This window comes from Mesorhizobium sp. 113-3-3 (assembly GCF_016756495.1).
Lineage (GTDB): Bacteria > Pseudomonadota > Alphaproteobacteria > Rhizobiales > Rhizobiaceae > Mesorhizobium.
The window spans coordinates 2,076,970-2,102,963 of sequence record NZ_AP023243.1; the positions used below are offsets into that span (position 1 = coordinate 2,076,970).

Sequence of the window (25,994 nt, forward strand, 5' to 3'; positions counted from 1 at the left end):
CGCCTGGTTCCGCAAACCGGAGCCGGTTTTGCGGCCGGGCGCAAGTTCAAAGTGCCAAGGCGCCGGATATGTGCGCCAAAAAAGCGCCCGGCGCTATTTCTGCCTGAGCCATTTGAGCACTTCCATGCTCGGGTAGCCGTCTTGGGTCAAGCCGACCTTCGCCTGATAGGCCATGATGGCGGTCTTGGAGCCGTCGCCGATCTTGCCGTCGAACTTGCCGTCGTAAAGCCCGTGCTGCGAAAGCCGCTTCTGCAGCTCCTGCCTTTCCTCGAAGGTGAGCTTGGTGAAGGGCCGCTTCCAGTCCTGGACCAGACCGTTGCCACCGGCGATCTCGTCGGCGAGGAGGCCAACAGCCAGGGCATATTTGTCGGCATTGTTGTAGGCCTTGATGACCGAGAAATTCCTGATCATCAGGAAGGCCGGCCCGCCACGGCCGTCCGGCACTTTCAGCGTCGCCTTGTCGGTGAGGTTCTTGAACGGCTTGCCGCTGGCCCTGACGACGCCAAGCGCCTGCCACTGCGCCAGTGTCTTCGATCCGCCCGGCAGCTTGCCAGCCGGTATCGCGACTTCGTAGCCCCAGGTCTTGCCGGCCTGCCAGCCATTCTTCTTCAGCAGATTGGCCGATGTCGCCAGCGCATCGGGGATGGAATTCCAGATGTCGCGCTTGCCGTTGCCGTCCATGTCGACGGCATAGTGCTGGTAACTGGTGGGGATGAACTGGGTCTGGCCCATGGCGCCGGCCCAGGAGCCCATCAGATGGCTTTCGTCGATGTCGCCGGTCTGCAGGATCTTCAGGGCCGCGACCAGCTGGGTGCGGGCATATTTCGACCGCTTCGGGTCGCCATAGCCCAAAGTCGCCAGCGACCGGATGACGTTGCGCATGATGTCGTCGCGCTTGAGGATCTCGCCATAGTTCGATTCCATCGACCAGATGGCCAGCAGAATGTAGCGGTCGACGCCGAACCTCGACTCGATCCTGTCCAGCCACGGCTTCCACTTCTTCGCCATCTGCTGCCCGACGGCGACCGACTGGTCATGCACGCGGTTGTCGAAATAATCCCAGGCGGGCGCGGTGAATTCGGGCTGGGTGCGCGCCTTTTCCAGCACCACCGGATCAGGCTCCTTGATATCCCTGAAAGCCTGGTCGTAGACAGCGCCGGAAACACCGCCGGCGACGGCGGTGGCGCGGAAGCTGGCGACCCATTGCCGGAAACCGGCGTCGGCGAAGGCGGGACCGGCAGGCATCAGCAGAGCGAGCGAGAGGCTGGCGGCCGTCATGACGCTGGTGAAACGTTTTGCGGCATTGCGAACGGACATGTTTTCCTCCTTCTCTGTCTCAGGAAAGACCATTCATCGCCGAACCGGGTTAGGAATTAGTTTACCATAGGCGTCGCCTGGAACGAAAAGACACCTCGATGCTTTAACCGGTGGAAGTTTCCCCTCACCCGCCCCCAGTAATCTTCAATTCCGGCGTGAAAATGTCGCCAGACGGGGATTGCGGAGCCGGGCAGCAAACGGATAATTGAAAGCATGAAGAGAGTTCGCAAGGCAGTTTTCCCGGTCGCCGGTCTCGGCACGCGGTTCCTCCCGGCCACCAAGGCTGTTCCCAAGGAGATGCTGACCGTCGTCGACCGGCCGGTCATCCAGTATGTGGTCGACGAGGCGCGCGAGGCGGGCATCGAGCATTTCATCTTCGTGACCGGCCGCAACAAGGCTGTCATCGAGGATCATTTCGATATCCAGTTCGAGCTCTATGACACGCTCGCCCAGCGCGGCAAGGACGAGCAGCTGGCCCGCCTGCAGCGGCTCCAGCCGGCGCCCGGCCAGACCAGCTTCACCCGCCAGCAGGTGCCGATGGGGCTCGGCCATGCCGTCTGGTGCGCGCGTGAACTGGTCGGCGACGAGCCGTTCGCGCTGCTCTTGCCCGACATGATCATGCAGTCGGAAAAGAGCTGCATGAAGTCGATGGTCGAACTCTACCAGGAAACCGGCAACAACATCATCGCCGTGCAGGAATGCGACCCGGCGGAGGCCCATAAATACGGCATCGTCGGCCGTGGCGAGGATACGCATCACGGCTTCCGCATCACCGAGATGGTGGAGAAGCCGAAGACCGGCACCGCACCCTCGAACCTCTACATCAACGGCCGCTACATCCTGCAGCCCGAGATTTTCAAGATCCTCGAAGACCAGGAAAAGGGCGCCGGCAACGAAATCCAGCTGACCGATGCGATGCTGAAGCTGGAGAAGCAGCAGGCCTTCTACGGCTACCACTATCAGGGCCGTACCTTCGATTGCGGTTCGCCGGAAGGTTTCGTCGAGGCCAATGTCGCCTTCGCGCTGTGGCGCAGCGACATGAAGGAGAACATGGCCGGCGTCATCCGCACGCTTCTCGACGAAATGACGCCGTCAGAGCGGCGAGTCGCGGCATCTTAGCTGGATGGGGCATGCCACCGCGGCTGACCACCCTTCCTGCGCAGACAAGTTTCAGCGCTGCACTTTCAGGCCGAGATAGATGCTGTTGGCGGTGTAGTCGCGGCCGGGCAGGTTGCTGGTCAGCCTTTCGGTTCTCACCCTTGTGGTGAGGCCAGCATAACGGTTCAGCCACCAAGTCAGCCCGGTCTCGGCGCTCAAGATCTGGTCATGGCCATCGATGCCGACATAGTCGCGCCAGTCGAGGCCGAGCGCCGCATTCGCGGTAAGGTTGGCGCGGATCTGCCGTTCACCGGTCAAGCGGCCGGAATAGAGGATGTCGCCGCTTTCACCCGCAGTGGTCGTGGTCTCGACGGTGGTCTTGCCAGTCAGGCCGATCGTGGTCCCGCGCTCCGGCGACCATTTGAGGTCGGCGTTGACGGTGGCGCCCGAAATCGCCCCCAGGCTCTTGTCGTCGATCGCTTCCCGCAGCCAGCCGGCCGAGAATTCGCCCGACAGCTTCTCGCCCATGTCGAGCTGCAGGCCGGCGCGAGCGCCGAGGCGCGTCGAGGAACGCTCGAAGCCCTCATTGTCGATGCGCTGATCATAGGCCCTGCGGCCGACCTCGATTTCGGTGAACGGGGTGAGGGCCGGGGAGATTTCGTAACCGGTGCGCAGGGTCGCCGTGTAGAGCGTGTTGTCCTGATCCTTCTGCGACAGCGTGGTGCCGTCCGAAAGCTCGGCGTCGCCATAGAAGTCGTGCGAGACCGCGCCGGTCAGCGTGTACTGCATCTTGCCGATGTGCTTTTCGATGCCGAGGCTGCCGTCGATCGTCTGCCGCAGCGGCTGGGTGCTGACGCCGGCAATGGCGTTGGGCGAGGACGCCGTTTCGGGCACGGCTTCATAGCCGAGCTTGGCGATGGCGCGCAGCTCATTGTCGAGGTCGACATTGAGCTGGCCTTCGATGCGGCCTTGCGCATTGTGAACCCGGTAGCCCGAAACGCTCTCGCGGAACAGGCCATAGCCGTCGATGGTGGCGGAGTTTTCGCGCCAGTCGGAAACCGCGGAAAAGCGCAATGCCGTCTCCGACAGCAGCGCTGATGTGCCGGCGCTGCTCGAATCGCCGTTCGTGGTGGCGGTCATGCCCTGTTCGATCGACGGGCGGATGACGAAGGACCCCCATTTGACGCCGGTGGGCGCGAACGGATCCTCCTCGGCCTTCTTGTTCTGGCCCTCGATGGCGGCGGTGCGCTCGGCGCCGGGGTCAAGCTTCTGCCTGTCGGCGCTGTCGACGGTGAGGGCGCGGCGGTTGGCCGTCTCCTCATCTATGCCGGTCGTGCCGGCAGCGTCCGTCGTGGAGGCGGTCGTTGAAGCGGTGGTGTCAGCGGTTGCAGCCGTCGTCTTTTTCTTCTTTTTCGACTTGTCGGCCGTCTTGGTGCCCGCTTTGGTCTTGTCCTGATCAGTAGCTTTCTGCGCGGCCGTCGACGGACGGCGGCGCGGCTTGGGTGGCGTCGCATTGTCGGTGGACGTGTCGTCGGTCGCCTGCGGCGGATCGAAAATGCCGCCGGTGGCGGCATCCGTGCCGGTGTCGTCGGGGACGGCGCCGGCACTGGCCGGCAAATAGGTGCGCGGCGGCGTATCGTCCTGCGCGGTGTTGGCCGACTGTTGCTTGCCCTGGGCGGCAAGGGCGAGCTGCCTTGCCTTGCGCTGCTGGTCGGTCAGGATCGCCGATTCGGAAACCTCGCCGCGCAACTCCGTTTCCTGGGCATGGAGAGGTGCCGGGCGCAGCAAAGCGAACACACTGGTCGCCAGCAGCAGGGCGCACACCGCCTTGCCTCGTCGTCCTCTTGATTTTTCTGGCTGGGCCCCGGACATCGCCACCACTGCTTGCGCGGCGCTGTGCGCGCCATACTTACCGAACCGTAAATGGGGATGGTTAACGGAGGGTTGAGGTGGCGCTCATTCGTCCAGTCAAAGTGCCGCTGTTTGCAGGATCGCGTGGCCTGCCCGGGGCCTCCGCCATCCGGGCGCCAGCGCCATTTCTGTTGGACAGGCGGGCGGCAACGCGCTAATCGCATCATCCATGCATGCTAGATCCCTCGATAAGAAGCCCCTGGACAGGCAAGCGTCGATTGATTCGGCACTGAGAACGGTGACAACCGAACAGGCCGGGATCGCCGCCCTTGCCGAAGCGCTCGAGAACGGACTGGCCGCGCCTTTCGCGCAGGCCGTCGACATGATCTCGAAGATCGAAGGCCGGCTGATCGTCACCGGCGTCGGCAAAAGCGGCCATATCGGCTCGAAGATCGCAGCGACGCTGGCCTCCACAGGCACGCCGGCCTTCTTCGTCCATCCCGTCGAGGCCAACCATGGCGATCTCGGCATGATCGCCAAGGACGATGCCATCATCGCCATGTCGTGGTCGGGCGAAAGCCTCGAGCTCAAGGGCATCATTGCCTATTCCAGGCGCTTCTCCATTCCGCTTATCGCCATAACCGCCGGAGAGACATCGGCGCTGGCGCGTGCGGCCGACGTCGTGCTGCTTTTGCCGCGCACCCCGGAGGCCTGCCCGCACGGCCTGGCGCCGACGACATCGACATTGCTGCAACTGGTCATCGGCGATGCGCTGGCGATCGCGTTGCTCGAGGCGCGCGGCTTCACGCCGGACCATTTCCGCACCTTCCATCCCGGCGGCCAGCTTGGCGCCAACCTGACGCTGGTCTCCGAGATCATGCGGGTCGGCGACCAGATTCCGCTGGCGCTTCTCGGCACCAAGATGCCGGAAGCGGTGATGACGCTGTCGCAGAAGAAGGTCGGCTGCGTCCTCATCGTCGACACCAATGGCGAATTGGCCGGGATCATCACCGACGGCGATGTCGCGCGCAACCTGCACCGCCACCTGGCCGACGTCATCGTCGACGAGGTGATGACCCGTAAGCCCAAGACGGTCGATCCGCAGACGCTTGCCGGCACCGCGATCGCGCTGCTCAACGAGCACAATATCGGCGCGCTGGTGGTGACCAAGAACAACGTGCCGCTCGGCGTGGTGCACTTCCATGACCTGCTGCGCATCGGCGCTGCCTAGGTGTGCTGATATTCAGGTGAGGCCGGCCTGCAAATTGCTGATACCTGCGCCTCCCCGCTCTACTGCGATGCAGTAGAGCGGAGCTCACGTACGAAAAGTACGCTCCGCTCCAGTTCTCGTATCAGGCATTTTCGACTCGGCCTGACCTGAATCTCAACACACCTTGTGTGTCGGCGCCCAGGCTGAAAATTCAGACCCGTTCGACCGTCAGTTCCAGGTCGGTATCCGCGGCACTTGTCACCCGCACCTGCGTGCCGGCGGGCAGGTCCGGTCCGGAGACGCGCCATAGCGTATCGCCGAGCTTGATGCGGCCGCGGCCGTCCTTGATCGGCTCGGAAAGCGTCGCCATGCGGCCGATCATCTGGGCGCCGCGCCGGTTGAGCAGCGGCTGGTCGGTCGGCTGGTCGCGTCCGCCCATGAGTTTCTTGCCGACGAAGGCTGAAACCAGCGACAGCGCCAGGAAGGCGAGGACCTGAACCTGCCAGGTCCAGATCGCCGCATCCCAGATCAGCAGCGACACCGCCCCAATGATGAGCGCAGCGATGCCGATCCAAAGCATGAAGAAGCCCGGCGCGATGACTTCCACGACCAGCAGCACGAAGCCCAGAACCATCCAGGACCAAGGGCCGAGTTCGGAAATGATGCGATCGATCATAAGAGTGACCCCCTATGGACCTAGTTGTCGCTCGGCCGCACGACCGGCGGGCGGGCGGCCTGGCGCTGCGCACCGGCCGTGCCTTCGTTGCGGAAGACTTCCTTGGCAATTTCCCCAATGCCGCCGAGCGAGCCGATCAGCGACGACGCCTCGAAAGGCATCAGCACGATCTTGCTGTTGGTGGCCGTGCCGATCTTGCCCAACGCCTCGGTGTATTTCTGGGCGACGAAGTAGTTGAGCGCCTGCACGTCGCCCTTGGAAATCGCTTCCGACACCACCTGGGTCGCGCGGGCCTCGGCCTCGGCCGAACGCTCGCGCGCCTCGGCGTCGCGGAAGGCGGCTTCCTTGCGGCCCTCGGCTTCGAGAATCTGCGACTGCTTGAGGCCCTCGGCGGCCAGGATCTGCGCGCGCTTGTTACGTTCGGCGGTCATCTGGCGGCCCATCGATTCGATGAGGTTGGCCGGCGGGTTGATGTCCTTGATCTCGACGCGGGTGATCTTGATGCCCCACGGATGCGCCGCCTCGTCGACGACGCGCAGCAGGCGCTCGTTGATGGCGTCGCGATTCGACAGGAGCTCGTCGAGGTCCATTGAACCCATGACGGTACGGATGTTGGTCATCGTCAGGTTGAGGATGGCATTCTGCAGGCCGGCAACCTGGTAGGCTGCCTGTGCCGCATTGAGAATCTGGTAGAAAGCGATGCCGTCGACGCCAACGATGGCGTTGTCGCGGGTGATGATCTCCTGGCTCGGAACGTCGAGCACCTGCTCCATCATGTTCATCTTTGCGCCGATGCGGTCGACGAAAGGCGTGATGATGTTGAGGCCGGGGCTCAGTGTCCTGGTGTAACGGCCAAAACGTTCGACGGTATAGTTGTAGCCTTGCGGAACTGTCTTGATGCCTTTGAACAGCACCAGCACGACAAGCGCGACAAGAACAATGACCGCAATATCGAAACCACTGAAATCCATTTGGCTCTCCCTCAGAAGCTGGCCCTGCGAGCCATTCCCGCGCAGCCGACTTCACCAAAGACTTAAGTGTGTTTCAGGAGCGTTACAATCAGGTGATGAAGGATTGTTTGTGGGTTTGCACTCACCGGTTGAAGGCGAACAGCTCTGCATCCGTGTCGGCGAGCCCCTTGATCGAAGCCGAAATAATTTCGGAAGCGATGCGCGAGAAGGTGATGCCGTTGCCGCCGTAACCCATGACCGCATGGATCCGCGGGTGCCTGGGGATGGCGCCGATATAGGGCAGGCCGGTGCTGGTCGTGCCGAAGGAACCAGTCCAGGCGAATTCAGGCCTGACGTCGAGTTGCGGAAATATCAGGCCGAGTTTTTCAGAGATGCGCGCAGCCTTGTCGGGAATCAATTCATCGCGCCGCGTCTCATCGGCAAAATCCTCGTCCTCGCCGCCGCAGATGACCCTGCCGTCGGCCGTCGCCCTGAGGTAGAGATACGGGTCCGACGCTTCCCAGATGAACGCCGGACCCGGCCAGAGCTTTCGCGGCTGCGGGCGCGTCGCGATCGCCCAGGTCGAGATGATCCGGTGGGCGGCCGCCGGCACGATGTCCATCAGTTCATAGCCGGTGGCCAGCACAACATGCCGTGCCATGATGGTCGGGCCGTCCTTCGTGGCCACGACCGCCTCGTCGGCGCTGTCCTCGATCGCCGTCGCTTCGACGGGCGCGTAAAGACGTGCCTTGCGTTGCAGCGCCTTGAGCAGCAGCCCGGCCGTCAGCTTGCGCGGGTCGAGCGCGATGTTGCCGTGGCTGAGGATGGCGCCGCCGCGGTCGATGCCGAATGTGTCGCCCAGGGGCTGCGGCGTCAGATAGGCGGCGGCGATGCCCGCTTGCCGGCGCGCTTCGGCTTCCTCACGCAGTTCCGACGGGCCGAGCAGCGTACCGGCCAGATAGAGCGACTGGATGCGGCGCAGGCGACAGTCGATCGCGAGATCCTCGATGCGGCCGGCGAGATTGGACACAGCGAGCCGCGAGCGGCGCCATGCCTGCTGCGCCTTCGTCTTGTCGATCATTTTCGAGAGCGTTGAAAGCGGCTGGTCGATTTCGAACTGGACCAGCGCCGTGGTTGCGGCGGTCGAGCCTTTCAATGGCCCGCGCCGATCGATGCAGATCACGGAATGGCCGTCCGCCGTCAACGCCTCGGCCATCATGGCGCCGCTGATGCCCATGCCGATGATCAGCACATCGGCCTTGACGTCGCGGGTCAGCGCCGAAGTCGGCACGGCAGGCGCGCGATAGGCGGACCAGACGGGCCGGCCGGTCCTGAGGTCGAGTTTGCGGGGCATCGAATTCTCCGGAAGGTGCGCCTCAACGCTCCGGAGTGGCCGTTGTTCCTGATATCAGACCCAGCCGGACAGTTCGCGCCGCACCATCGCCTCGATGACCGCCATGCCCTCAGCGCTGGCGTTGAGACAAGGGATATGGGCGAAATTCTTGCCGCCGGCGTGATGAAAAGTCTCGGCCACTTCCCGGCCGATTTCGTCCAGCGTCTCGATGCAGTCGACGGAAAAGCCGGGATTGACGATGGCGATGGATTTGACGCCGTCCTTGCCCAGTTTCTCCACCGACTTGTCGGTGTAGGGCTGCAGCCATTCCTGCGCGCCGAAGCGGGACTGGAACGTGGTGATCAGCTTCTTCTCGTTCCAGTTGGAGCATACCGCTCGCTGCTAACGACAGATATGTTACTCAACAAACGTAATTTTATATTGGATGGTCGTCTCTCGATCTTTAAGCGGACGCACAGGAATCAGAGAAATCTCACCCTCGATGGTATCCCCTTGATAAGCTTGGTTGCCGTCAAAAATGATATCCACACCAAGCTCGCCGCAACTCACATCTGTGGTCTCTTGCAACGGCCACCTCAAGCCCTCAGTCGAGGCTCCGACTGAAAAGCTTTCGCTGAAACTTCTTGTGTCTGGGTCCCTGAATTTAACAGCGCCATTCTCCGAGGTGCCTCTCAATCCCAAGTGAAACTCGATCTGCGAACGCCGCACCAACATCACACCATGATAGGGTGCCTTGCTTGCAGAAATATCTCGAAGGCTCTCCAAAACCTTGTCATGTTCATCGTCCTCTGCATCATAGGCTCCTGCAATTAAGCGCAACCCATGCTGTAAAGTGAGCGGTGTGCTTACCCACATTGATGCGCGATTTTGAAATCCCGCTATCAACTTTTTGACGATGTCATACTTAATATGTTTCACCCAACGCTCCCTAGATCGCTCAATAAACAAGAAAGGCAATTCAATATCTAGAAGGCGTAGCCATGTTTATTTTGCAACGCGAAAAACACGCGCTCTGTATCATATCTCGATAGCCTCTCATGTGCATACATTAGCTCATGCCGCAGCTCGGGTCTAACTGTAACAACTGCACAATCAAATTCGAATGAAAAGTCAATGTATTCGTTATAAACCCTGAGGAAGGAGATTTCTTCTTGTGCAATCCCGCTGAGCGATCCTATTTTCAAAATAACCTCTGCGCTGTCCGCCGGCCCACGATCACTTTGAAGATCCGCACTATAAAGCATTTTTTTCCAACCCAGCTCTATCGTCTTTGAATCAAACTCACTGCGCTGGGAAGCTACAATTATCCGACCGGTCTCTCCGCTGCTGCCTATGGACTGATAACGGCCCGCTGTCAGTCCGCTCAAAATCCTTTGTCGCAGCTTGTTCAGGACATCAAGAAATTCCTGAATAGGCACGGCGCTCGGAATAATTAACTGATCGTAGCTGCGGTACACGAGAAGGGTGTCGAATACGTCTGACTCGCCGGCAAATATATCAAATCTATTCACATAGGTAAATCTTGGGTCTCTCTCGTAGGATTTTATCTCGAACCTATCTGTCTTTTCGTTGATCATAATTTTTTTATAAAAATTCTCGTCTTCTATCTCAAGCTTCCTTCGAATCAGGCTCGAGACGGACTTCGAAAAATTCTCAAAATCCAAGAGACCAGTACTAGAATCAACAAAGTTCGCAAACGCTTCTGATCGCGCGCCCGCTCGATCAATATTCCTCTGAAGAGCTTCAAAGCCCTGGATGAGCTTCAACAAGACGTCCCGCTGGGCAGGCCTCTCGCGCGCAGGTAAACCGCCTTCCGATCTCCTCTTAATCTCAAGTTGAATAGCTCGCCGTTCATCAATCAGGGACTGATACATATCCCAAGCGGTGTTGCGTGCGTCAATAATGCTTCCAGATGAGACGGCTATTAGCGAAAATATCGAGGCGACTCTAGAGTTCCAAACGGTACATTCTCGTGAACTTGACCGGCTAGCACGTTCACTAAAAGAGCGGTGAAGACTTGACATGACCGTAGAATCTGAAACCAAAATAAAAGTTGGCTCCTGCTTCTTCGACCATAAGTTTCTATTCATCTGTGAGCAAAGTGTATAATTTAAAGCATCGATTCTGTTGTTTATTATTTTATCGTGTCTGAATCTGCCGAGGCCTGATATCTTATAAACGCTGCTGTCGAAAAGATCGTAGTCAAATTCACCAAAATTTTCTTTATCGTACAGTTCGCTTTTTTGCATTACTAAATCAAATATGAAGTATGTTTGGAGTCGATCCCGTTTCCTGTCTTTGTATTCCTGATGGGCGCGGATGGATCGCTCTACGACATTGTCGTCTTTAAAATCTGCACGCTCCACGGCTGCCATAAAGGCGGCGCCAAGGGATCCAATTCCTCCAGATCGACTTGCCTGACGTCTTCGCCCATCGTCCTTCTCGAGAAAATTCAGGATCTCGTATAGTGTTCCCGGAAGGATGAAGGGCTTTATGCCCTCAAGGAAGAAAATCAGGGATGCCCAGAACTGGTCGCTGCTTTTAGAGTCATGCCAATGTGATGCAGAGTAGATTACGTCAAAATCTACGCAGAACTTAAGAGCGTCTATAGTCTTTCTGCTTGTAAATTCGTCAGCTACCTGCTTAACATCCCGCTCAATACCAAATAATATCTTATCTTTTTTCTCCAGTTCGTTTATGTCGTCGGAATGCAACGGAAGAAGTTCTTGGCCAAAATCGTCGTGAGCAAGGGCAGCCAGTGCGGACATGTTTTAAATCGCGTATGAGTTGACGAATTCTAGTAGATAACGGTAACCCATATGGTTACGATTCTCAACCTCTCTTGGCCAACTGTGAACGCCGGGGTGACTCCAGTTTTGAGTGAAAATGTCCAAGGTTGGCTCGCGAACTACCTCTTCATTCGTTGCTTCAAGGTACCAGAAGGGGATATCGCGGGAGAGTTTCGGTACCAGCTTTTGGTAAACCTTGCGGTATATTTTTCTACCCGCCAGCTCCCTCGTTTGGGCGTTTCCACCGCCCCCAATCACGTGCAGCGTTGCGAAGAGATTTTGCCTCCCTGGTGACGCGCACAAGCAAACGCCTCGGATGGGGACGGTAAATCTGTCTTTGGACTGGCAGCTTAGAGTCGCGATTAGTCCACCGTAGCTGTGGCCTATCAGCAAGACTGCCTCGTAATTAGCTTCCCGACAGCGAAGTCGAATTGACGACAATATCTGCCGGGCTATCCGCTCAGACGTCGGCATTCTCAATGACCCGAGGCTTGTGGAAATGAGGTCAATATAGAGTGCTTTGCTTGTGGTATACTGGGCAACGAGAGTGTCGATTTTCCTGACGGCATCATGCTGTAGGAAATAGGGGATTCTTCCCCAGAAGCTTTTAGCATCGGAAATTGAAAATCCGTGGATCAGCACACAGAGTGTCTTTGCCGTTGTCATGGGCGCCTGGTCTCCCCTTCTTCAGGGATACAATAACATGCGGCCGCTTGCATAATCCATTCATGCTGAATCCGCAGTTGGATGGAAGTAAAACGGAATCTTCGGCTTTCTGCCCTAAATGGAGATCGCGCCTTTATCACAGGTGTGGCTGGCTAAACGCACGCCCCCGGCGATCGATATTGTGTTGAAAGTGGCGCAGTCGGGTCTCGACGTGTCGGAGTGGAAATCATCATAGGCCGGGCTGCATCGTCGGCGCCCGTCGTTTCAGACCCAGCCGGACAGTTCGCGCCGCACCATTGCCTCGATCACCGCCATCCCCTCGGCGCTGTCGTTGAGGCAAGGGATGTGCGCAAAGTTCTTGCCGCCGGCGTGATGGAAAGTCTCGTCCGCTTCCCGGCCGATCTCGTCCAGCGTCTCGATGCAGTCGACGGAAAAGCCGGGATTGACGATGGCGATGGATTTGACGCCGTCCTTGCCCAGTCTCTCCACCGTCTTGTCCGTGTAGGGCTGCAGCCATTCCTGCGCGCCGAAGCGGGACTGGAAGGTGGTTATCAGCCTCTTCTCGTCCCAGCCGAGCCTGTCGCGCAGCAGCCGCGTCGTCTTGAGGCAGTGGCAATGGTAGGGATCACCCTTTTCGAAGTAGGGTCTTGGGATACCGTGGTAGGAGGCGATGACCACTTCCGGCTCGAAATCCAGCGTGGCGAGATTCTGTTCGATCGAACGCGCCAGCGCCTCGATATAGACGGGCTCGTCATAGTAAGGCGGCACACTGCGGATGGCGGGGGCCGCGCGCATTTTCATCAAGGCGCGAAACAGCTGGTCATTGGCGGTTGCCGTCGTCGTCGCGGAGTATTGTGGGTAGAGCGGGAACGAAAGAATGCGGTCGCAGCCCTGCGCGACCAGCCTTTCGGCGACACTCGCGGTCGAAGGATTGCCGTAGCGCATCGCCCAATCGACGACGACATCGGGCAGGTCGCGCAACGCCTCGGCCAGCTTTTCGCCCTGGGCGCGGGTGTAGGTGCGCAGCGGCGACTCGTTCCTTTCCTTGTTCCATATCCGGGCGTAATTGGCGCCGGACTTCTTCGGGCGGGTGGTGAGCACCAGGCCATAGAGGATCGGATACCAGATCGCCCTGTTCAGCTCGATGACGCGCGGATCGGACAGGAATTCCCTGAGATACCGCCACATCGGCTTGAAGTCGGTGCCGTCAGGCGTGCCGAGATTGATCAGCATGACACCAACCTTGCCGGTCTTGACCGGCGGATGCCCGGCCGGCCGGGGGCCGAGGGCCTTCGCGGCTTTGGGATCGACAGCGGTTGTAAGCGTCATAGGGGTTCTCCAGGAGACGCGAACCTAATCATCCTGCCCGGGGTTTCAATGCCGCGTCTGGCCGCACCTTAACGCGTGTTCGGCCGAAAACAGAACACCCGCCCGGTTTCCCTGGCGGGTGTTGGATGGAAGAGGCGAAAGCGCGTTACTTCGGCGGGATGGTCAGCGTTGCGCCCGGCATAAGCCGATGCGGCCTTTGACCCTTGTTGGCCTCATAGATGAGCTTCCATTTGGTCGCGTCGCCATAGGCCTTCTTGGCCAGGTCCCAGTAGGTATCGCCGGTGACGATCACATGGTTGCCCGTCGCCGGTGCTTCGGCCGGCTTTGCCGGTTCCGCGGGCTTGGCGGGTTCCGCCGGCGCCGGTGCGGGAGCAGCCTCGGCCGGTTTTGCCGGAGCAGCGGGAGCAGGCGCCGGGGCAGCGGGTGTCGGCGGCGGAGGTGCCGCCTCCGTCGATATGGCCGGTGGCGTGTTGGCAATATCGCCTGAATTGGCCGGCAATGCGGGCATTGCCGGTGCCGTTTCCGCGGGCTTTGCCGGTTCGGCAGGTTTCGCGGCCTCGGCTGGTTTGGCAGGTTCCGCCGGCGCGGGGGCCGGGGTTGCCTCGGCTGGCTTTGCCGGCTCTGCAGGCTTGGCAGGCTCGGCTGCCGGGGCCGCCGCGACAGTCGCGGCGATCTCGGTGATGCGGCCGTCGAGCTTGGGCGTGTAGGGCCGGTGGGCGCCGAGATAGTCGGCCACGACCTGTTCCAGACCGGGACCGTAGTCGTAGGGGTTCTTGGCCTTTTCGGCGAAGACCTTGTAGCCGTCGCCGCCCTGGCGCACGTAATTGTTGGTGGCGACCAGATAGTCCTTGTCGGGCTTGATCGGCGTCCAGGCGCCGTTTTCCATCACCTCGACGGATTTGACGCGGCCGGCATTGGGTGCGACCGACTTGTCGAAGGCGTATTTGAGGCCAGCAACCTGCGGAAAGCGGCCGGCGCCGTCCTCGACCTGGCTGACGCCGCCTTCCAGACCGGCGACCAGGTCCTTGCCGGAAATCTGGAAGGTCGCCAACGTGTTCTGGAACGGCAGCACGGTCAGCACCTCGCCCATTGTGACGGTGCCCTTGTCGATCGAGGCGCGCAGGCCGCCGCCATTGGAGATGACGATCTCGACGCCCTGTCCCTTGACGCGGTCGAGGATGGCGTCGGAGACGAGGTTGCCCATCGCGCATTCCTTGGCGCGGCAATTCTCGCGGCTGCCGTCGACAACGTCGGTGGTCTCGGCCACTTCCTTGTTCTTCAAAGCCTCGATCGGCGCACCGAGCTCCTTGATGCGGGCCAGCACGGCGGGATCGGGCGTAATCGACTTGTCGAGAAAGATCGGGTCGCCGCTGGCCGACTTGACGACGCCATTGTCGTCGAACACCACCTTGAACTCGCCGAGATATTTCGAATAGGAGGCCGCCTGCACCACCGGCACCTTGTAGCCGTCCGGGTTGTCGACCATCGTCGGGTAGGGGCCTGCCGCCTTCGGATCGGTGTTGGACAACAGCGTATGGCTGTGGCCGCCGACGACCACGTCGATGCCCGGGATCTTGGCGATGATGTCGCGCTCCCTGTTGTAGCCGATATGGGTCACCGCGATGATCTTGTTGACGCCCTGCGCTTTCAGCTTCTCGACTTCCGCGGTGATCGACTTGACGTCGTCGGCGATGGCGATGTTGGGGCCGGGGGAGGCGAGTTCGGGCGTATCGTTGGTGACGGCGCCGACAATGCCGATCTTCTGTCCGCCGACCTCGACGACGATCGACTGCTTGATCTTGCCGGCCGCGCCGGACTTGTCGTTGGGCACGACATTGGCGCTGACGATCGGGAACTTCGCCTTGTCGAGGTAAGGCACCAGCGCGCTCTCGCCGTCGTCGAATTCATGGTTGCCGAGCGTCACCGCGTCGGGTTTCATCTGGTTGAGGAATTCCTCCTCCACGGTGCCCTTGTAGGTGGTGTAGAACAGCGATCCCTGGAAGCTGTCGCCTGCATTGAGCAGCAGCACGTTCTGGCCTTCGAGCTTCTTGCGTTCCTGGGCGATCGCCGTGATCAACCGGCCGGCGCCGCCGATGCATTCGCCCTTGGTCTCCTCGTCGGCCGAACAGGTCGATTCATATTTGTTGTTGCCTTCGATGCGGCTGTGCCAGTCATTGAAATGCAGAATGTTCAATGTGTAGTCGGCAAAGGATGCGCCGGCCGACAGGCCAAGCGTCGATGCTGACAGGGCGGCAATGGCGGCAAGCTTCTTCATCTTCGTCTCCCGGTAGGCTGATCGGAGGCGTTTAACGCCCTTGCTTGACTGGGGTATAACAGCCAGCGTTTCGACCATGTTCCCATCGCGTTCCGGCTGACGCAAGCGGAAATGCCGCCAAGAGTTGCAAGCACAAAAAAGGACGGCGGCCAATCGGCCGCCGTCCTCGATAAGTCCGATGTCGCCGGTTCAGACGCGTCGCGTCAGCACGAAATTCTGGCCGGACGAGCTGGTGCAGTTCAGCTGGCTGGTGGAGATCAGCAGGCAGTTGAAGCTGACCGGCGTCTGGCGGATCAGCGACGTGCCGTTGATCTCGACCGACGTGGCGCCGGTCATGGTATAGCTGCCATCGGCGAGCTTCTGGCCGGTGTCGGTGGCGACGGTCGTGAACTTGCCGCCGGTGAAGGTCGACAGGCCGGTGCCCTTGGCATCGATCCACGAGCCCTCGACGCCTTTCGGCGCGGCCGCCATCGGCGGTGCGTCGGGACCGCTTGTGGTGCAGGCAGCAAGCATCATGGCAAAGGAACCCGCCACGCCCATCGAAAGAACTTTGCGCGCAATAGTCATCTGAAATCCTCTCCAAACGCATCGGCCCAAAAATCGGTTTCGATTTTGGCAGGCACGAGGCGAACGTCCAAAGTGCTGGAACGGGCGGGCGTCCCGCAAGACGCACGCTGCCCCAGGCCGCATCTCTTCAATCGCCCGATTTCCGGGCGATTGCAAGGCAATGGCGCATGGTGCGCAAGGTGCTATCGGACGAGGATGTTGCGGAATTGCCACGGATCGCTGCGGTCGAGGTCTTCCGGGAACAGGCCCGGGCGTCTGTCGAGCGGCGTCCAGTCGGTGTAATAGCCTTTGACCGGTCCGAGATAGGGCGATTGCACCTCGAGGCAGCGCTTGTAGTCCATCTCGTCGGCCTCGACGATGCCGGCATCCGGATTTTCGAGCGCCCAGACCATGCCGGCCAGAACCGCAGAGGTAACCTGCATGCCGGTGGCGTTCTGATAGGGCGCCAGCTTGCGCGCCTCGGCGAGCGACAGCTGCGAGCCATACCAGTAGGCATTCTTGTCGTGACCGTAGAGCAGGACGCCGAGCTCGTCGACACCGTCGACCAGTTCGTTCTCGTCGAGCACGTGGTGCACCGGCTGGGGCTTGCCGGCGGCGCCGAACATCTCGTCCAGCGACAGTATCGCATCGTTTGAGGGATGGTAGGCATAGTGGCAGGTCGGCCGGTACTGGACCTTGCCCTTCTTGGAGCGAACGGTGAAGAAATCGGCGATCGAGATCGCCTCGTTGTGCGTCACCAGCAGGCCGTATTGCGCGCCCGGCGTCGGGCACCACGAGCGCACGCGCGTGTTGGCGCCGGGCTGCTCGAGATAGATCGCGGCCTTGGAGCCGTGCTTGTGCTTCTTGCCGTTCTTCGGCATCCACTTTTCATGCGTGCCCCAGCCGAGCTCGGCCGGCTGCAATCCCTCGGAAATGAAGCCCTCGACCGACCAGGTGTTCCAGAACACCTCCATCGGCTTCGGCTTCTTGCTGCGCTGGGTGTCGCGCTCGGCGATGTGGATACCCTTGACGCCGGCCTTCTTCATCAGCTTGGCCCAGCCCTCGCGGTCTTCCTGCGCCGGCTCCGAGAACTCGAGGCCAAGATCAGTGGCGAGGTTGACCAGCGCCTGCTTGACGAACCACGAGACCATGCCGGGATTGGCGCCGCAGGTGGAGACGGCGGTGGCGCCGCCGGGCTTGTCCTGCTTTTCCTGGATCATCGCCTCGCGCAGCGCATAGTTGGTGCGGCTGGCGTTGTCGGCCTTGGCGTCGAAATAGAAGCCGAGCCACGGCTCGACGACGGTGTCGATGTAGAGCACGCCGAGCTTGCGGCAGAGCCGCATCAGGTCGACCGAGCCGGTATCGACCGACAGGTTGACGCAAAAGCCCTGGCCGCCGCCATTGGTCAAAAGCGGCGTCAGAAGCTTCTTGTAGTTCTTCTCGGTCACCGCTTCCTGGACGAAGGCGATGCCGCGCTCGTCGAGCAGCTTGCGGTCGGTATCGCGTGGGTCGAGGACCGTCATGCGCGACTTGTCGAACTTGAAATGGCGTTCGATGAGCGGCAGCGTTCCCCGTCCGATCGAGCCGAAGCCGATCATCACCACAGGGCCGGTGATCTCACCGTAAACAGGCCAGTTTTCATTCGCCATTTTATCGAGCACTCCTTCAGACATATGCAAAGCCGGGCAAATACCCGCAAAACCCGGGGATTTTCGCCCAGCGGTCATGCGCTACATCACAGATCATTGTCATAAACCAGCGAAAAGCGCCAACCTGTGGCTAGCCGTCGCTCGCCATGTGGTTAAGGCCGGCAATCAGCCGATCGCGGTCCGATGTCAGGCCCTTGTAGTCGAGCTGGTCGAGATCGAGCGCTTCGAGCTGGGCGGCAAAGGACAATGCGAGCGTCGCCCGATCCGGATGCCGTGCCAGCACGGCGAGGGGATCGAGGTGGATGCGGATGGTGAACAGGATGTCGCGTGAGGACGGCAGCTTGCGCAGCGTCTGCCGCTCGACGCGGATGAAGGCGTGCGCCTTGACGTCGCCATCAGGGAAGCGTGTCGGCCGGTTGGTCGCGCGGTCGATGCGCTCGACATTGGACAGCGGATGATAAAGCGCATTGTCAGCCTGGATCGACCAGTTGAAGCGCTCGACCGCCTGGCCCTGCAGGCCGTCGAACATGCGGTTGATCAATTCGGCGGGCCGCGTGCCCGGACCGAAGCCCGGCACGGGCTCATGGATCTGCTGCAGCGGCTTGCCGAATTTTTCGGTGAGCGACCAGGACGAGGGGAAGCACAGCGAGCCGGCGGCGAGCCGCCAGCCGCTGTCGTCGCGGCGCATCAGGATCAGGTCTTCCTGGACCAGCAGCGAGGCCGCGACCAGCGGCGCGTCGGCGAGACCGGAAGGCAAAGCAGGGTGGTTCGCGGCGCCCACCACCTCGATGCCCGCATCGGCGCGGCGATGGGTGTCTGGAAATCGCTCCGGCAGATACGCGGCGAGCAAGTCGAGCACTTCCCGCTGGGCGTCCCGCGTGCCGTCCTCCTCGACGAAAACCCGTTCAGGGATTTCGGCATAGAGCCTGCGCTTCTCGGCGAGGTAGGGCAGGAGATGGCCGTCGACCTCGATCCAGTTTGCCGGGTCTAGCGGCTTCAGCCCGATGTTGAACAGCTTCGATGAGCCGTCATAAGGGGTGTGGGTGGGCAGGGCTTCGACCAAGCTCATGCTTCCTTGAAAGCGTCGAGACCGGCGGCGGCCATCCTGGCCAGGAATTCGGTGACTTCATAGTCCGCGGCGCCTGCCTTGGCGAAGGGGTCGGCAGCCAGCCTGGCGTCGAGGATCTCGCGCGGGCATTGCGCGATGATGATACCGCCGGTCCGTGGCTTCTTCGGCCCGGAGGCGACGAAGACGCCCTCCGCATAGCAGGCCTTCAGCCACTCGATGTGCGCCGCCTGCAATTGATCGATCTCCGTCAGCGGCACTTTGTAATTCAGCGAAACGACGAACATGGCGTTCTCCTGGTTATACCAGCCTTGCGGGGATCAGGCCGCGCAGCGAATTGCCGACAAAGAGCGCCTTGGCCGACTTCAGATCGTCGTAGCTGTAGATTGCTTCTTGCGCTCGGCCTTCATCCAGAAGCTCGGCGCGCAATACGCCAGGCAGCAGGCCGCAATCGAGTCGGGGCGTTGTGAGCACGCCGTCGCCGAAATCGGCGAAGACATTGGTGATGGTGCCTTCGCAGATTTCGCCGCGCTCATTGGCCAGCAGCACCTCGTCGGCCTGGGTGACGAGATATTCGGAACGGGCATGGGTGTAGAGCTGGCGCCGGCTGGTCTTGTGGCGCAACAGCGTATTGCCGGAATCGAGCCGCGTCCGCGCCAGCCGCAGCAGCCAGACCTTGTCGGCGGCGAGCGGTTCGTAGGGCTGTGCCGAGGCCGTCGCGTCGCCGTTGCGCGCCAAGGCGAGCCGTGTGCGCATGGCGTTTCGGGCGCCGTCGACCGCCTTGCCCAGCACGGCGCCTATCGTCTGCGGATCGCAGGCAAAGCCAAGCTCCGCCGCCGAGCCATAGAGGCGCGCAAGGTGGCGATCGAAGCGCAGGAAGCCCGTCTCGGGCTGCCAGCGCATGGTCTCGATCAACTCGAAATCGGCGGTGTCCCCGTCGCGAAGCGGGCTTTGAGCAGACACTCCTGATACTCCTCCTCAGGCGTCGAATCGAAGACGATGCCGCCGCCGACATTGTAGACGGCCTCGCCGCTGGCAAAGAGCGAGATGGTGCGGATCGCCACGGAAAAGCGCATCGTGCCGCCGGGTGCGATCCAGCCAATGGCGCCGCAATAGACGTCGCGCGGCGTGCCCTCCAGATCGTGCAGGATCTCCATGGCGCGGATCTTCGGCGCGCCGGTGATCGAGCCGCAGGGAAAGAGCGCCGCGAAGATCTGGCGGATTCTGAGGCCCGGTAGCAGCTTCGCCCTGACGTCGCTCACCATCTGGTGCACGGTCGGGTAGCTCTCGATGCGGAACAGTTCCGGCACCTCCAGCGTGCCGACCTCGCTGATCAGCGAGATGTCGTTGCGCAGGAGGTCGACGATCATCCGGTTCTCGGCCTGGTTCTTCTCGTCATTGCGCAGGAAGGTCTTCTGCCGCTCGTCCTCGGCCTTGGTCGTGCCACGCGGGGCGGTACCCTTCATCGGATGCGTCTCGATCATCCCGGCGGCGTTGATCTCGAAGAACAGTTCGGGCGAGCGCGACAGCACGATCGGGTCACCCAGCGCGACCAGCGCGCCATACTTCACCGGCTGGCGTTCGGTCAGCGCGTCGAAGGCGGCAAGCGGGTCGCCCGACCATTGCGCATGCACCGGAAAGGTCAGGTTGCCCTGGTAGCAGTCGCCCTGCCTGATATGCTGGTGCAGCCGCGAGAAGCGTTTTTCATAGTCCTCGAACGACCAGGCCGCCCGTGCATCGAAGATCGGGCTGTTCGGGGTTGCCGCATTGCGCGGCGGCACCGCGTCTTCGACCGGGGCATCGAAGACGCCGAGGCAGACCAGCGGCGCGCAGCGCCGACCCGGCAGCAAGGGAGCGAGTTTCGGTTCGAGCAGATAACCGGCCTCGTAGGAGAAATAGCCGGCCAACCATTTGCCGGCGTCGTGCGCGGCCTGCGCGGCCTCCAGCGCGTGTCCGAAATCCCGGGCCTCATGCGCCACGATGATGTCGGCCGGCCGGTCGAACACGAGCTGACGCGCGCTTTCGTCGTTGCGGAAGATGGCGGCGGGCAGGGACATGGGGACCAGGATCGATGAAGCCGTCGATCGCTCTATATGGGGGGCGGCTCGCGTGCAATCGAGGGAACGTCACCTTGCCCCTCAAAGCCGACCTCCTGGCGGCCTGCCGGCAAAACAAAACCGGCGGCGCCATGCGCCGCCAGTCGCAATTTGTCCCGGCTCCGCCGCTCAGGTGTTGCTGGCGGTTCCCGCTGTCGGAAACTGCTTGGCGAACTCCTTCTCGTCGCCGGCGGCGAGCAGCTTGGCTTGCTCGATCCAGCGTTCGCGCGCGATGCGGCCGTCGAAGTTCATCACGTCCTCGATCCGTTTGATGTCGGCGGCGGTCCAGGCGGCGATCTGGGCGAAAGTGGTGACGCCTTGCGCCTTGAGCAGCTTCTCATTGACCGGGCCGATACCGATCAGCCGGCGCAGATTGTCTGATTTGCCCGCCGCAGGCTTGGCTGCTGCTGGTTTGGCTGCCGCCGGAGCGGCCTTCTTGGCGGCTGCCGGCTTGGGCGCGGCCGCGCTTTTGGTTGTCGAAGCGGCGGAGGCCGCGGGTTTGCTCGCGGCGGGCTTGGCGGCCGCCGGCTTCGGTGTCGCCGACTTGGCGGTGGCGGCTTTCGCCGGCGCTGCCTTCGCGGCCGGTTTGGCGGGCGCAGCCTTGGCCGCGGCAGGAGCGGATTTGGCCGCGGCCGGCGTTGACATCAGGGCGGCCGGCGCCGGACTGGCGGCCTTTGCTCCACCCGTCGAAGCCTGTGCGTCGCGCAACTGGCGCTCGAGGTCGGCGCGGGTCTTGCCGCATGCATTGAGTTCGCCGGTCAGCCGGTCGCTGTCGGCGCGCAACCGGTCGCGCTCGCTGCGGGTGCGGTCGAGGTCGCCGCGCAAACTGTCGAGCTCACCACGCAGGCGACCCCAGATGAACCAGCCAACCAAAACGCCTACAAGGAACGCCAGGACCACGTAGAAAAAAGTGCCCATTTTCTCTCTCCAGTCAGATCCGTCTGCCGTGGGTCATGACCTTCGGCGATGGACTACTCGATGATGGTTCCGCGGGTTCGCAGAACAGCCGGCTTCGGTTCGAGCTGTCGGCGATCGGCTTTTCCAGCCCATGGCCAACGGCCGTTGTCGCGTTCGCCTGAGCGTCACGGCCGGCTGAGATTTTCCCTCGCCGATCCGCACAGGCTCCGGCTGAGCTTGGAGCGAAGGCTATCATAGAGCTTGTGGAAAGCTATGGGAAAACTTCCGCCCAGAGTTCTTCAAGAACAAATATTTAGCGCAAGAACAGCGCCGTCCCCACATGCATTCCGGCTAAACTGTTCTTGCAAGTGAGAGGCGTCTCAGCCGTCGAGGGATTCCAGTTCATCGATCAGGCCGCTGATGACGCCGAGCCCGATCTGCCAGAAGGCGGGATCGGTGGCGTCGAGGCCGAAGGGCGCCAGAAGCTGCGAATGATGCTTGGTGCCGCCCGCGCGCAGCATTTCGAAATACTTGTCCTGAAAACCGCGCTCGGCGTTCTGGTAGACGGCGTAGAGCGAGTTCACCAGGCAGTCGCCGAACGCATAGGCGTAGACGTAGAAGGGCGAGTGGATGAAGTGCGGGATGTAGGTCCAGAACACCTCGTAACCCTCGCGCAGCTTGATCGCCGGGCCGAGGCTTTCAGCCTGCACTTCCAGCCAGAACTGGCCGAGCCTGTCGGATGTCAGTTCGCCGTTGCGGCGCTCGGCATGCACCTTGCGCTCGAATTCGTAGAAGGCGATCTGGCGCACCACCGTGTTGATCATGTCCTCGACCTTCTGGGCGAGCATGGCCTTGCGCTCGCGCCGGTCGGTGGTCTGCCCGAGCAGCGAGCGGAAGGTCAGCATCTCGCCGAAGACTGAGGCCGTCTCGGCCAGGGTCAGCGGCGTCGAGGCCATCAGCGCACCCTGGCCGGCGGCCAGCACCTGATGCACGCCGTGGCCGAGTTCATGCGCCAGCGTCATCACGTCACGCGGCTTGCCCATGTAGTTGAGCAGCACATAGGGGTGGGCCGATGGCACGGTCGGATGGGCAAAGGCGCCTGGCGACTTGCCCGGGCGCACCGGCGCGTCGATCCAGTTGCGGTCGAAGAAGGTGCGCGCGATCTCGGCCATCTCCGGCGAGAAGCGCTGATAGGCCGACAGTACGGTGTTCCTCGCCTCGTCCCAGCCGATCACCGCTTGCGGCGTCTCCGGCAACGGGGCGTTGCGGTCCCAGTGGTTCATCACCTCCATGCCGAGCCAGCGCGCCTTCATCGCGTAGTAGCGATGCGACAGGCGCGGATAGGCCTCGCGCACCGCGCTGGCGAGCGCATCGACCACGCCGCGCTCGACGCGGTTGGCGAGATGGCGGGAATCGGCGATGTCCTCGAAGCCGCGCCAGCGGTCCGAGATTTCCTTGTCCTTGGCCAGCGTGTTGGTGATCAGGGTGAAGGTGCGCAAATTCTTGCGGAAGGTCGCGGCCAGCGCCTCGGAGGCGCGGCGGCGCACCTCGCCATCGGCATCCTGCAGGCGATTGAGGGCCGGCTCCAGCGTCAGTTCCTCGCCGTCGACGTCGAAGCGAAGGTCGGTCATCGTCTCGTCGAACAGGCGGTTCCAGGCGCCGCGTCCGGTGATCGACTTCTCATGGAAAAGCTGCTCGACGCGGTCCTCAAGCTGGTAGGGCTTGTCCATTCTGAGGTCGAGCACCCAGGGCCAGTAGTGGCCGAAAGCCGGATCACTGTTCAGCGCATTCTCGATCGCGGCGTCATCGATCAGGTTCAGCTCGAGCGCGAAGAACAGGAGATGCGCGCTGGCGTCGGTCATCTTCTCCTGGATGTCGCCATAGAGCTTGGCGCGCTGCGGGTCGGCGGTGTTGCCGGCATAGACCAGGCCGGCATAGGAGACGATGCGGCCGATCAGTTCCTCCAGCGCCTCGTAGGCGACCAGCGCCTCGCCCAGTTTGCCGGCGGCGCCGCGTCCGGCCTCGGCGGCGAGCGTGCCCTTCCAGCGGGTCTCGAAGGCGATCGCGTCGGCGGCGGCTTTCGCGATGTCACGCTTCAGTTCCGGGGCTTCCATGCCGGCATAGAGGTCGGCAAGGTTCCATTCCGGCAGATCGCCAAGCTCGGCCGCGCCCTGACCGGACGCCGGTGCCGCAAGCCGCCGACCAAACATCATGCGCATCGACAATACCTTCCGTGAATTATGGGGTCAGAATCAAGCAGCAGAATCAGGGGGAACAGGCAAGCCGGTCAAATCCTAAGGAATTCGTTCACCGGGTTTTTTGAAACCTTATTTAGAACCCTGTGCCAAGATGATCCATGGGGATTTCGGGCGCGGGCAGTTCAAGACAGTCATGACAGGTTCCATTCTCATAGTCGATGACGATCCCGTGCAGCGCCGGCTGCTCGAGGCGGCGGTGACGCGGTTCGGCCACACGGCAATCGTCGTCGACGGCGGTGCGGCCGGTCTAGACGTGCTCGATGGGCCCGGTGCCCGCGACATCTGCGTGGTCATCCTCGACCTGGTCATGCCCGGCCTCGACGGCATCGGCGTGCTGAAGGCGATGCGCGAGCGCGAGATCACCGTCCCGGTCATCGTGCAGACCGCCCAGGGCGGCATCGAAACCGTGGTGTCGGCGATGCGCCACGGCGCCTTCGATTTCGTCGTCAAGCCGGCGTCACCCGACAGGCTGCAAGCCTCGATCGCCAATGCGCTCAAGGTCGAGGCGGTCGAGGGCGAGGTCAAGCGCACGTCGCGCAAGCGCGGCGGCCTTTTGACCTTCAAGGATATGATCACCCACAGTTCGGCCATGGACAGGGTGATCCGCCTTGGCCAGAAGGCGGCGGCTTCCAACATCCCGATCCTGATCGAAGGCGAATCCGGCGTCGGCAAGGAACTGGTGGCGCGCGCCATCCAGGGCAGCGGTGACCGCCGTTCGAAGCCCTTCGTCACCGTCAATTGCGGCGCCATTCCCGACAATCTGGTCGAATCGATCCTGTTTGGCCATGAGAGGGGCTCGTTCACCGGCGCCACCGACAAGCACACCGGCAAGTTCGTCGAAGCGCATTCGGGCACGCTGTTCCTCGACGAGATCGGCGACCTGCCGCTCGATGTGCAGGTCAAGCTGTTGCGCGCCGTGCAGGAGGGCGAGGTCGATCCGGTCGGCGGACGTTCGACCGTCAAGGTCGACATCAGGCTGATCTCGGCGACGCATCGCAACCTCCTGCAGCAGGTCAAGGACGGCAAGTTCCGCGAGGATTTGTTCTACCGGCTCAATGTCTACCCGATCTTCGTGCCGCCGCTGCGCGACCGCCGCGACGACATTCCGCATCTGGTCACGCACTTCATGGAGAAGGTGGCGCCGGCCGATCCGCGCCATCGCCTGCAAGGCATTTCGGCGGCAGCGCTTGCCGTGCTGCAGGCCTATGACTGGCCCGGCAACATCAGGCAGCTCGAAAACGCCGTCTTCCGCGCCTCGGTGCTGTGTGAAGGCGACGTGCTCGATGTCGATGACTTTCCGCAGATCCGCGCTCAGGTGGAAGGCACCGTCAATCTCGAAACGGACGACGCGGCACCTCGCCTCTCATCGCCTCCGGAGCTCCGCGACGAGGGAGGGGCGGCCGGCGACGCCGCTCCAGCCGCGGAGCCGGATCGGCCGGCCGTGCTTCAGCCCAGATTCGGCACGCTGCGGGCGCTCGACGAACGCGGCAATGTGCGCGCGCTTGCCGATGTCGAACTCGAGATGATCAAGCTCGCCATCGACCACTATAACGGCCAGATGAGCGAAGTCGCGCGCCGCCTAGGCATCGGCCGCTCGACGCTTTACCGCAAGCTCAAGGAATACGGTATCGACCCGGAGACGGGCCGCGTCGACCGCCTCGCGTCCTGAAGCACATCACGTAGAAGCGGATTCACGCGACGCGTTCTAGGTCGTTGTTCCTGCGCGTGTCGCTCCGCCAAAACGAGGCCCCTTTTTCGCGGTATGCCTTCGACGCAAGGCCGGGACCAGCTTGCAATGGCAGGTTTGGCGCTCTATCGAGGTTTCGGCCGGAATATGGCATGCCTGTGGACAGTTCTGTTCACGCATTAAGGCTAACGGTAACAGATCGTGTTCGGGTAAAGCCGGAATCCTGATCTAAACCAGCGGTTTACCAAGAAATCTTGTGAACAATTTTTGACGGGATATC

The 25,994-nt window shown here is 61.7% G+C and carries 21 protein-coding genes and 2 pseudogenes; 4 read left to right on the forward strand and 19 right to left on the reverse strand.

Annotation, left to right across the window (positions count from 1 at the left end):
* Positions 1-93: 93 nt before the first annotated feature.
* Positions 94-1,317, reverse strand: a complete 1,224-nt coding sequence (locus JG746_RS10105) for a lytic murein transglycosylase (RefSeq protein WP_202357997.1) — start codon at positions 1,315-1,317, stop codon at positions 94-96.
* Between the two features lie 213 nt (positions 1,318-1,530).
* Here JG746_RS10105 and galU point away from each other — a divergent pair, with 213 nt between their 5' ends.
* Positions 1,531-2,436 (forward strand): UTP--glucose-1-phosphate uridylyltransferase GalU, encoded by a 906-nt coding sequence (gene galU, locus JG746_RS10110; protein WP_446721194.1) that lies wholly within the window; start codon positions 1,531-1,533, stop codon positions 2,434-2,436.
* 51 nt (positions 2,437-2,487) lie between these two features.
* Here the strand turns inward: galU and JG746_RS10115 are convergent, their stop codons facing one another.
* Entirely contained in the window at positions 2,488-4,287 is a 1,800-nt protein-coding gene (locus JG746_RS10115; RefSeq protein WP_202357998.1) for an outer membrane beta-barrel protein, read from the reverse strand.
* A gap of 208 nt (positions 4,288-4,495) precedes the next feature.
* Between JG746_RS10115 and JG746_RS10120 the strand changes: the two genes are divergently transcribed.
* Positions 4,496-5,497, forward strand: coding sequence for a KpsF/GutQ family sugar-phosphate isomerase (locus tag JG746_RS10120; protein WP_202357999.1), 1,002 nt, complete (start codon positions 4,496-4,498; stop codon positions 5,495-5,497).
* A gap of 190 nt (positions 5,498-5,687) precedes the next feature.
* Here JG746_RS10120 and JG746_RS10125 read toward each other — a convergent pair whose 3' ends face one another.
* The 6 genes and pseudogenes from JG746_RS10125 to JG746_RS10150 all read right to left on the reverse strand — a co-directional run bounded on the left by JG746_RS10125 (position 5,688) and on the right by JG746_RS10150 (position 11,224).
* Entirely contained in the window at positions 5,688-6,152 is a 465-nt protein-coding gene (locus JG746_RS10125; protein WP_202358000.1) for an NfeD family protein, read from the reverse strand.
* A gap of 20 nt (positions 6,153-6,172) precedes the next feature.
* Complete coding sequence (locus tag JG746_RS10130) at positions 6,173-7,123, reverse strand: SPFH domain-containing protein (RefSeq protein WP_202358001.1); 951 nt, start codon at positions 7,121-7,123, stop codon at positions 6,173-6,175.
* Between the two features lie 121 nt (positions 7,124-7,244).
* Complete coding sequence (locus tag JG746_RS10135) at positions 7,245-8,456, reverse strand: NAD(P)/FAD-dependent oxidoreductase (RefSeq protein WP_202358002.1); 1,212 nt, start codon at positions 8,454-8,456, stop codon at positions 7,245-7,247.
* A 54-nt stretch (positions 8,457-8,510) separates the two neighbouring features.
* A pseudogene (locus tag JG746_RS10140) lies at positions 8,511-8,816 on the reverse strand (ferrochelatase); the annotation flags it as partial.
* Positions 8,817-8,852: 36 nt separating this feature from the next.
* Positions 8,853-9,374 (reverse strand): hypothetical protein, encoded by a 522-nt coding sequence (locus JG746_RS10145; protein ID WP_202358003.1) that lies wholly within the window; start codon positions 9,372-9,374, stop codon positions 8,853-8,855.
* A gap of 47 nt (positions 9,375-9,421) precedes the next feature.
* Positions 9,422-11,224, reverse strand: a complete 1,803-nt coding sequence (locus JG746_RS10150; RefSeq protein WP_202358004.1) for a hypothetical protein — start codon at positions 11,222-11,224, stop codon at positions 9,422-9,424.
* Between the two features lie 51 nt (positions 11,225-11,275).
* Here JG746_RS10150 and JG746_RS37120 point away from each other — a divergent pair, with 51 nt between their 5' ends.
* Positions 11,276-11,539, forward strand: a complete 264-nt coding sequence (locus JG746_RS37120) for a hypothetical protein (RefSeq protein WP_244730724.1) — start codon at positions 11,276-11,278, stop codon at positions 11,537-11,539.
* A 9-nt stretch (positions 11,540-11,548) separates the two neighbouring features.
* Here the strand turns inward: JG746_RS37120 and JG746_RS37830 are convergent.
* From JG746_RS37830 to JG746_RS10205, 11 genes and pseudogenes are all read right to left on the reverse strand, one after another.
* A pseudogene (locus tag JG746_RS37830) lies at positions 11,549-11,911 on the reverse strand (alpha/beta fold hydrolase); the annotation flags it as partial.
* A gap of 264 nt (positions 11,912-12,175) precedes the next feature.
* Complete coding sequence (gene hemH / locus JG746_RS10160) at positions 12,176-13,240, reverse strand: ferrochelatase (RefSeq protein WP_202358006.1); 1,065 nt, start codon at positions 13,238-13,240, stop codon at positions 12,176-12,178.
* Between the two features lie 145 nt (positions 13,241-13,385).
* Positions 13,386-15,515 (reverse strand): bifunctional metallophosphatase/5'-nucleotidase, encoded by a 2,130-nt coding sequence (locus JG746_RS10165; protein WP_202358007.1) that lies wholly within the window; start codon positions 15,513-15,515, stop codon positions 13,386-13,388.
* 189 nt (positions 15,516-15,704) lie between these two features.
* The gene (locus JG746_RS10170) at positions 15,705-16,082 is read right to left on the reverse strand and encodes a hypothetical protein (RefSeq protein WP_202358008.1); all 378 of its coding nucleotides are present in this window, start codon (positions 16,080-16,082) and stop codon (positions 15,705-15,707) included.
* A gap of 182 nt (positions 16,083-16,264) precedes the next feature.
* Positions 16,265-17,710, reverse strand: a complete 1,446-nt coding sequence (locus JG746_RS10175) for a homospermidine synthase (RefSeq protein WP_202358009.1) — start codon at positions 17,708-17,710, stop codon at positions 16,265-16,267.
* A 130-nt stretch (positions 17,711-17,840) separates the two neighbouring features.
* Positions 17,841-18,779, reverse strand: coding sequence for a heme-dependent oxidative N-demethylase family protein (locus tag JG746_RS10180; RefSeq protein ID WP_202358010.1), 939 nt, complete (start codon positions 18,777-18,779; stop codon positions 17,841-17,843).
* Positions 18,776-19,063 carry a YciI family protein gene (locus tag JG746_RS10185; protein WP_202358011.1) on the reverse strand — a complete coding sequence of 96 codons (288 nt, stop codon included), beginning with the start codon at positions 19,061-19,063 and terminating at the stop codon, positions 18,776-18,778. The genes JG746_RS10180 and JG746_RS10185 overlap by 4 nt, the downstream gene beginning before the upstream one ends.
* Before the next feature lie 13 nt (positions 19,064-19,076).
* Positions 19,077-19,739 (reverse strand): aminotransferase class IV family protein, encoded by a 663-nt coding sequence (locus tag JG746_RS10190; RefSeq protein WP_202358012.1) that lies wholly within the window; start codon positions 19,737-19,739, stop codon positions 19,077-19,079.
* Positions 19,688-20,833, reverse strand: coding sequence for an aminodeoxychorismate synthase component I (locus JG746_RS10195; protein WP_202358013.1), 1,146 nt, complete (start codon positions 20,831-20,833; stop codon positions 19,688-19,690). The genes JG746_RS10190 and JG746_RS10195 overlap by 52 nt, the downstream gene beginning before the upstream one ends.
* Before the next feature lie 168 nt (positions 20,834-21,001).
* Positions 21,002-21,790 (reverse strand): proton-conducting membrane transporter, encoded by a 789-nt coding sequence (locus JG746_RS10200; RefSeq protein ID WP_202358014.1) that lies wholly within the window; start codon positions 21,788-21,790, stop codon positions 21,002-21,004.
* A 359-nt stretch (positions 21,791-22,149) separates the two neighbouring features.
* Positions 22,150-23,988 carry a M3 family oligoendopeptidase gene (locus JG746_RS10205; protein ID WP_202358015.1) on the reverse strand — a complete coding sequence of 613 codons (1,839 nt, stop codon included), beginning with the start codon at positions 23,986-23,988 and terminating at the stop codon, positions 22,150-22,152.
* A gap of 172 nt (positions 23,989-24,160) precedes the next feature.
* On the opposite strand from JG746_RS10205, the gene JG746_RS10210 reads away from it, so the two are divergent.
* Positions 24,161-25,696, forward strand: a complete 1,536-nt coding sequence (locus JG746_RS10210) for a sigma-54-dependent transcriptional regulator (RefSeq protein WP_202358016.1) — start codon at positions 24,161-24,163, stop codon at positions 25,694-25,696.
* The last annotated feature ends 298 nt before the right edge of the window (positions 25,697-25,994 follow it).

Coding starts and splice junctions, on each gene's coding strand:
- JG746_RS10105 (WP_202357997.1), bottom strand. CDS start 1,317: ATGTCCGTTCGCAATGCCGCAAAACGTTTCACCAGCGTCATGACGGCC.
- galU (WP_446721194.1), top strand. CDS start 1,531: ATGAAGAGAGTTCGCAAGGCAGTTTTCCCGGTCGCCGGTCTCGGCACG.
- JG746_RS10115 (WP_202357998.1), bottom strand. CDS start 4,287: ATGTCCGGGGCCCAGCCAGAAAAATCAAGAGGACGACGAGGCAAGGCG.
- JG746_RS10120 (WP_202357999.1), top strand. CDS start 4,496: ATGCATGCTAGATCCCTCGATAAGAAGCCCCTGGACAGGCAAGCGTCG.
- JG746_RS10125 (WP_202358000.1), bottom strand. CDS start 6,152: ATGATCGATCGCATCATTTCCGAACTCGGCCCTTGGTCCTGGATGGTT.
- JG746_RS10130 (WP_202358001.1), bottom strand. CDS start 7,123: ATGGATTTCAGTGGTTTCGATATTGCGGTCATTGTTCTTGTCGCGCTT.
- JG746_RS10135 (WP_202358002.1), bottom strand. CDS start 8,456: ATGCCCCGCAAACTCGACCTCAGGACCGGCCGGCCCGTCTGGTCCGCC.
- JG746_RS10150 (WP_202358004.1), bottom strand. CDS start 11,224: ATGTCCGCACTGGCTGCCCTTGCTCACGACGATTTTGGCCAAGAACTT.
- JG746_RS37120 (WP_244730724.1), top strand. CDS start 11,276: ATGGTTACGATTCTCAACCTCTCTTGGCCAACTGTGAACGCCGGGGTG.
- hemH (WP_202358006.1), bottom strand. CDS start 13,240: ATGACGCTTACAACCGCTGTCGATCCCAAAGCCGCGAAGGCCCTCGGC.
- JG746_RS10165 (WP_202358007.1), bottom strand. CDS start 15,515: ATGAAGAAGCTTGCCGCCATTGCCGCCCTGTCAGCATCGACGCTTGGC.
- JG746_RS10170 (WP_202358008.1), bottom strand. CDS start 16,082: ATGACTATTGCGCGCAAAGTTCTTTCGATGGGCGTGGCGGGTTCCTTT.
- JG746_RS10175 (WP_202358009.1), bottom strand. CDS start 17,710: ATGGCGAATGAAAACTGGCCTGTTTACGGTGAGATCACCGGCCCTGTG.
- JG746_RS10180 (WP_202358010.1), bottom strand. CDS start 18,779: ATGAGCTTGGTCGAAGCCCTGCCCACCCACACCCCTTATGACGGCTCA.
- JG746_RS10185 (WP_202358011.1), bottom strand. CDS start 19,063: ATGTTCGTCGTTTCGCTGAATTACAAAGTGCCGCTGACGGAGATCGAT.
- JG746_RS10195 (WP_202358013.1), bottom strand. CDS start 20,833: ATGTCCCTGCCCGCCGCCATCTTCCGCAACGACGAAAGCGCGCGTCAG.
- JG746_RS10200 (WP_202358014.1), bottom strand. CDS start 21,790: ATGGGCACTTTTTTCTACGTGGTCCTGGCGTTCCTTGTAGGCGTTTTG.
- JG746_RS10205 (WP_202358015.1), bottom strand. CDS start 23,988: ATGCGCATGATGTTTGGTCGGCGGCTTGCGGCACCGGCGTCCGGTCAG.
- JG746_RS10210 (WP_202358016.1), top strand. CDS start 24,161: ATGACAGGTTCCATTCTCATAGTCGATGACGATCCCGTGCAGCGCCGG.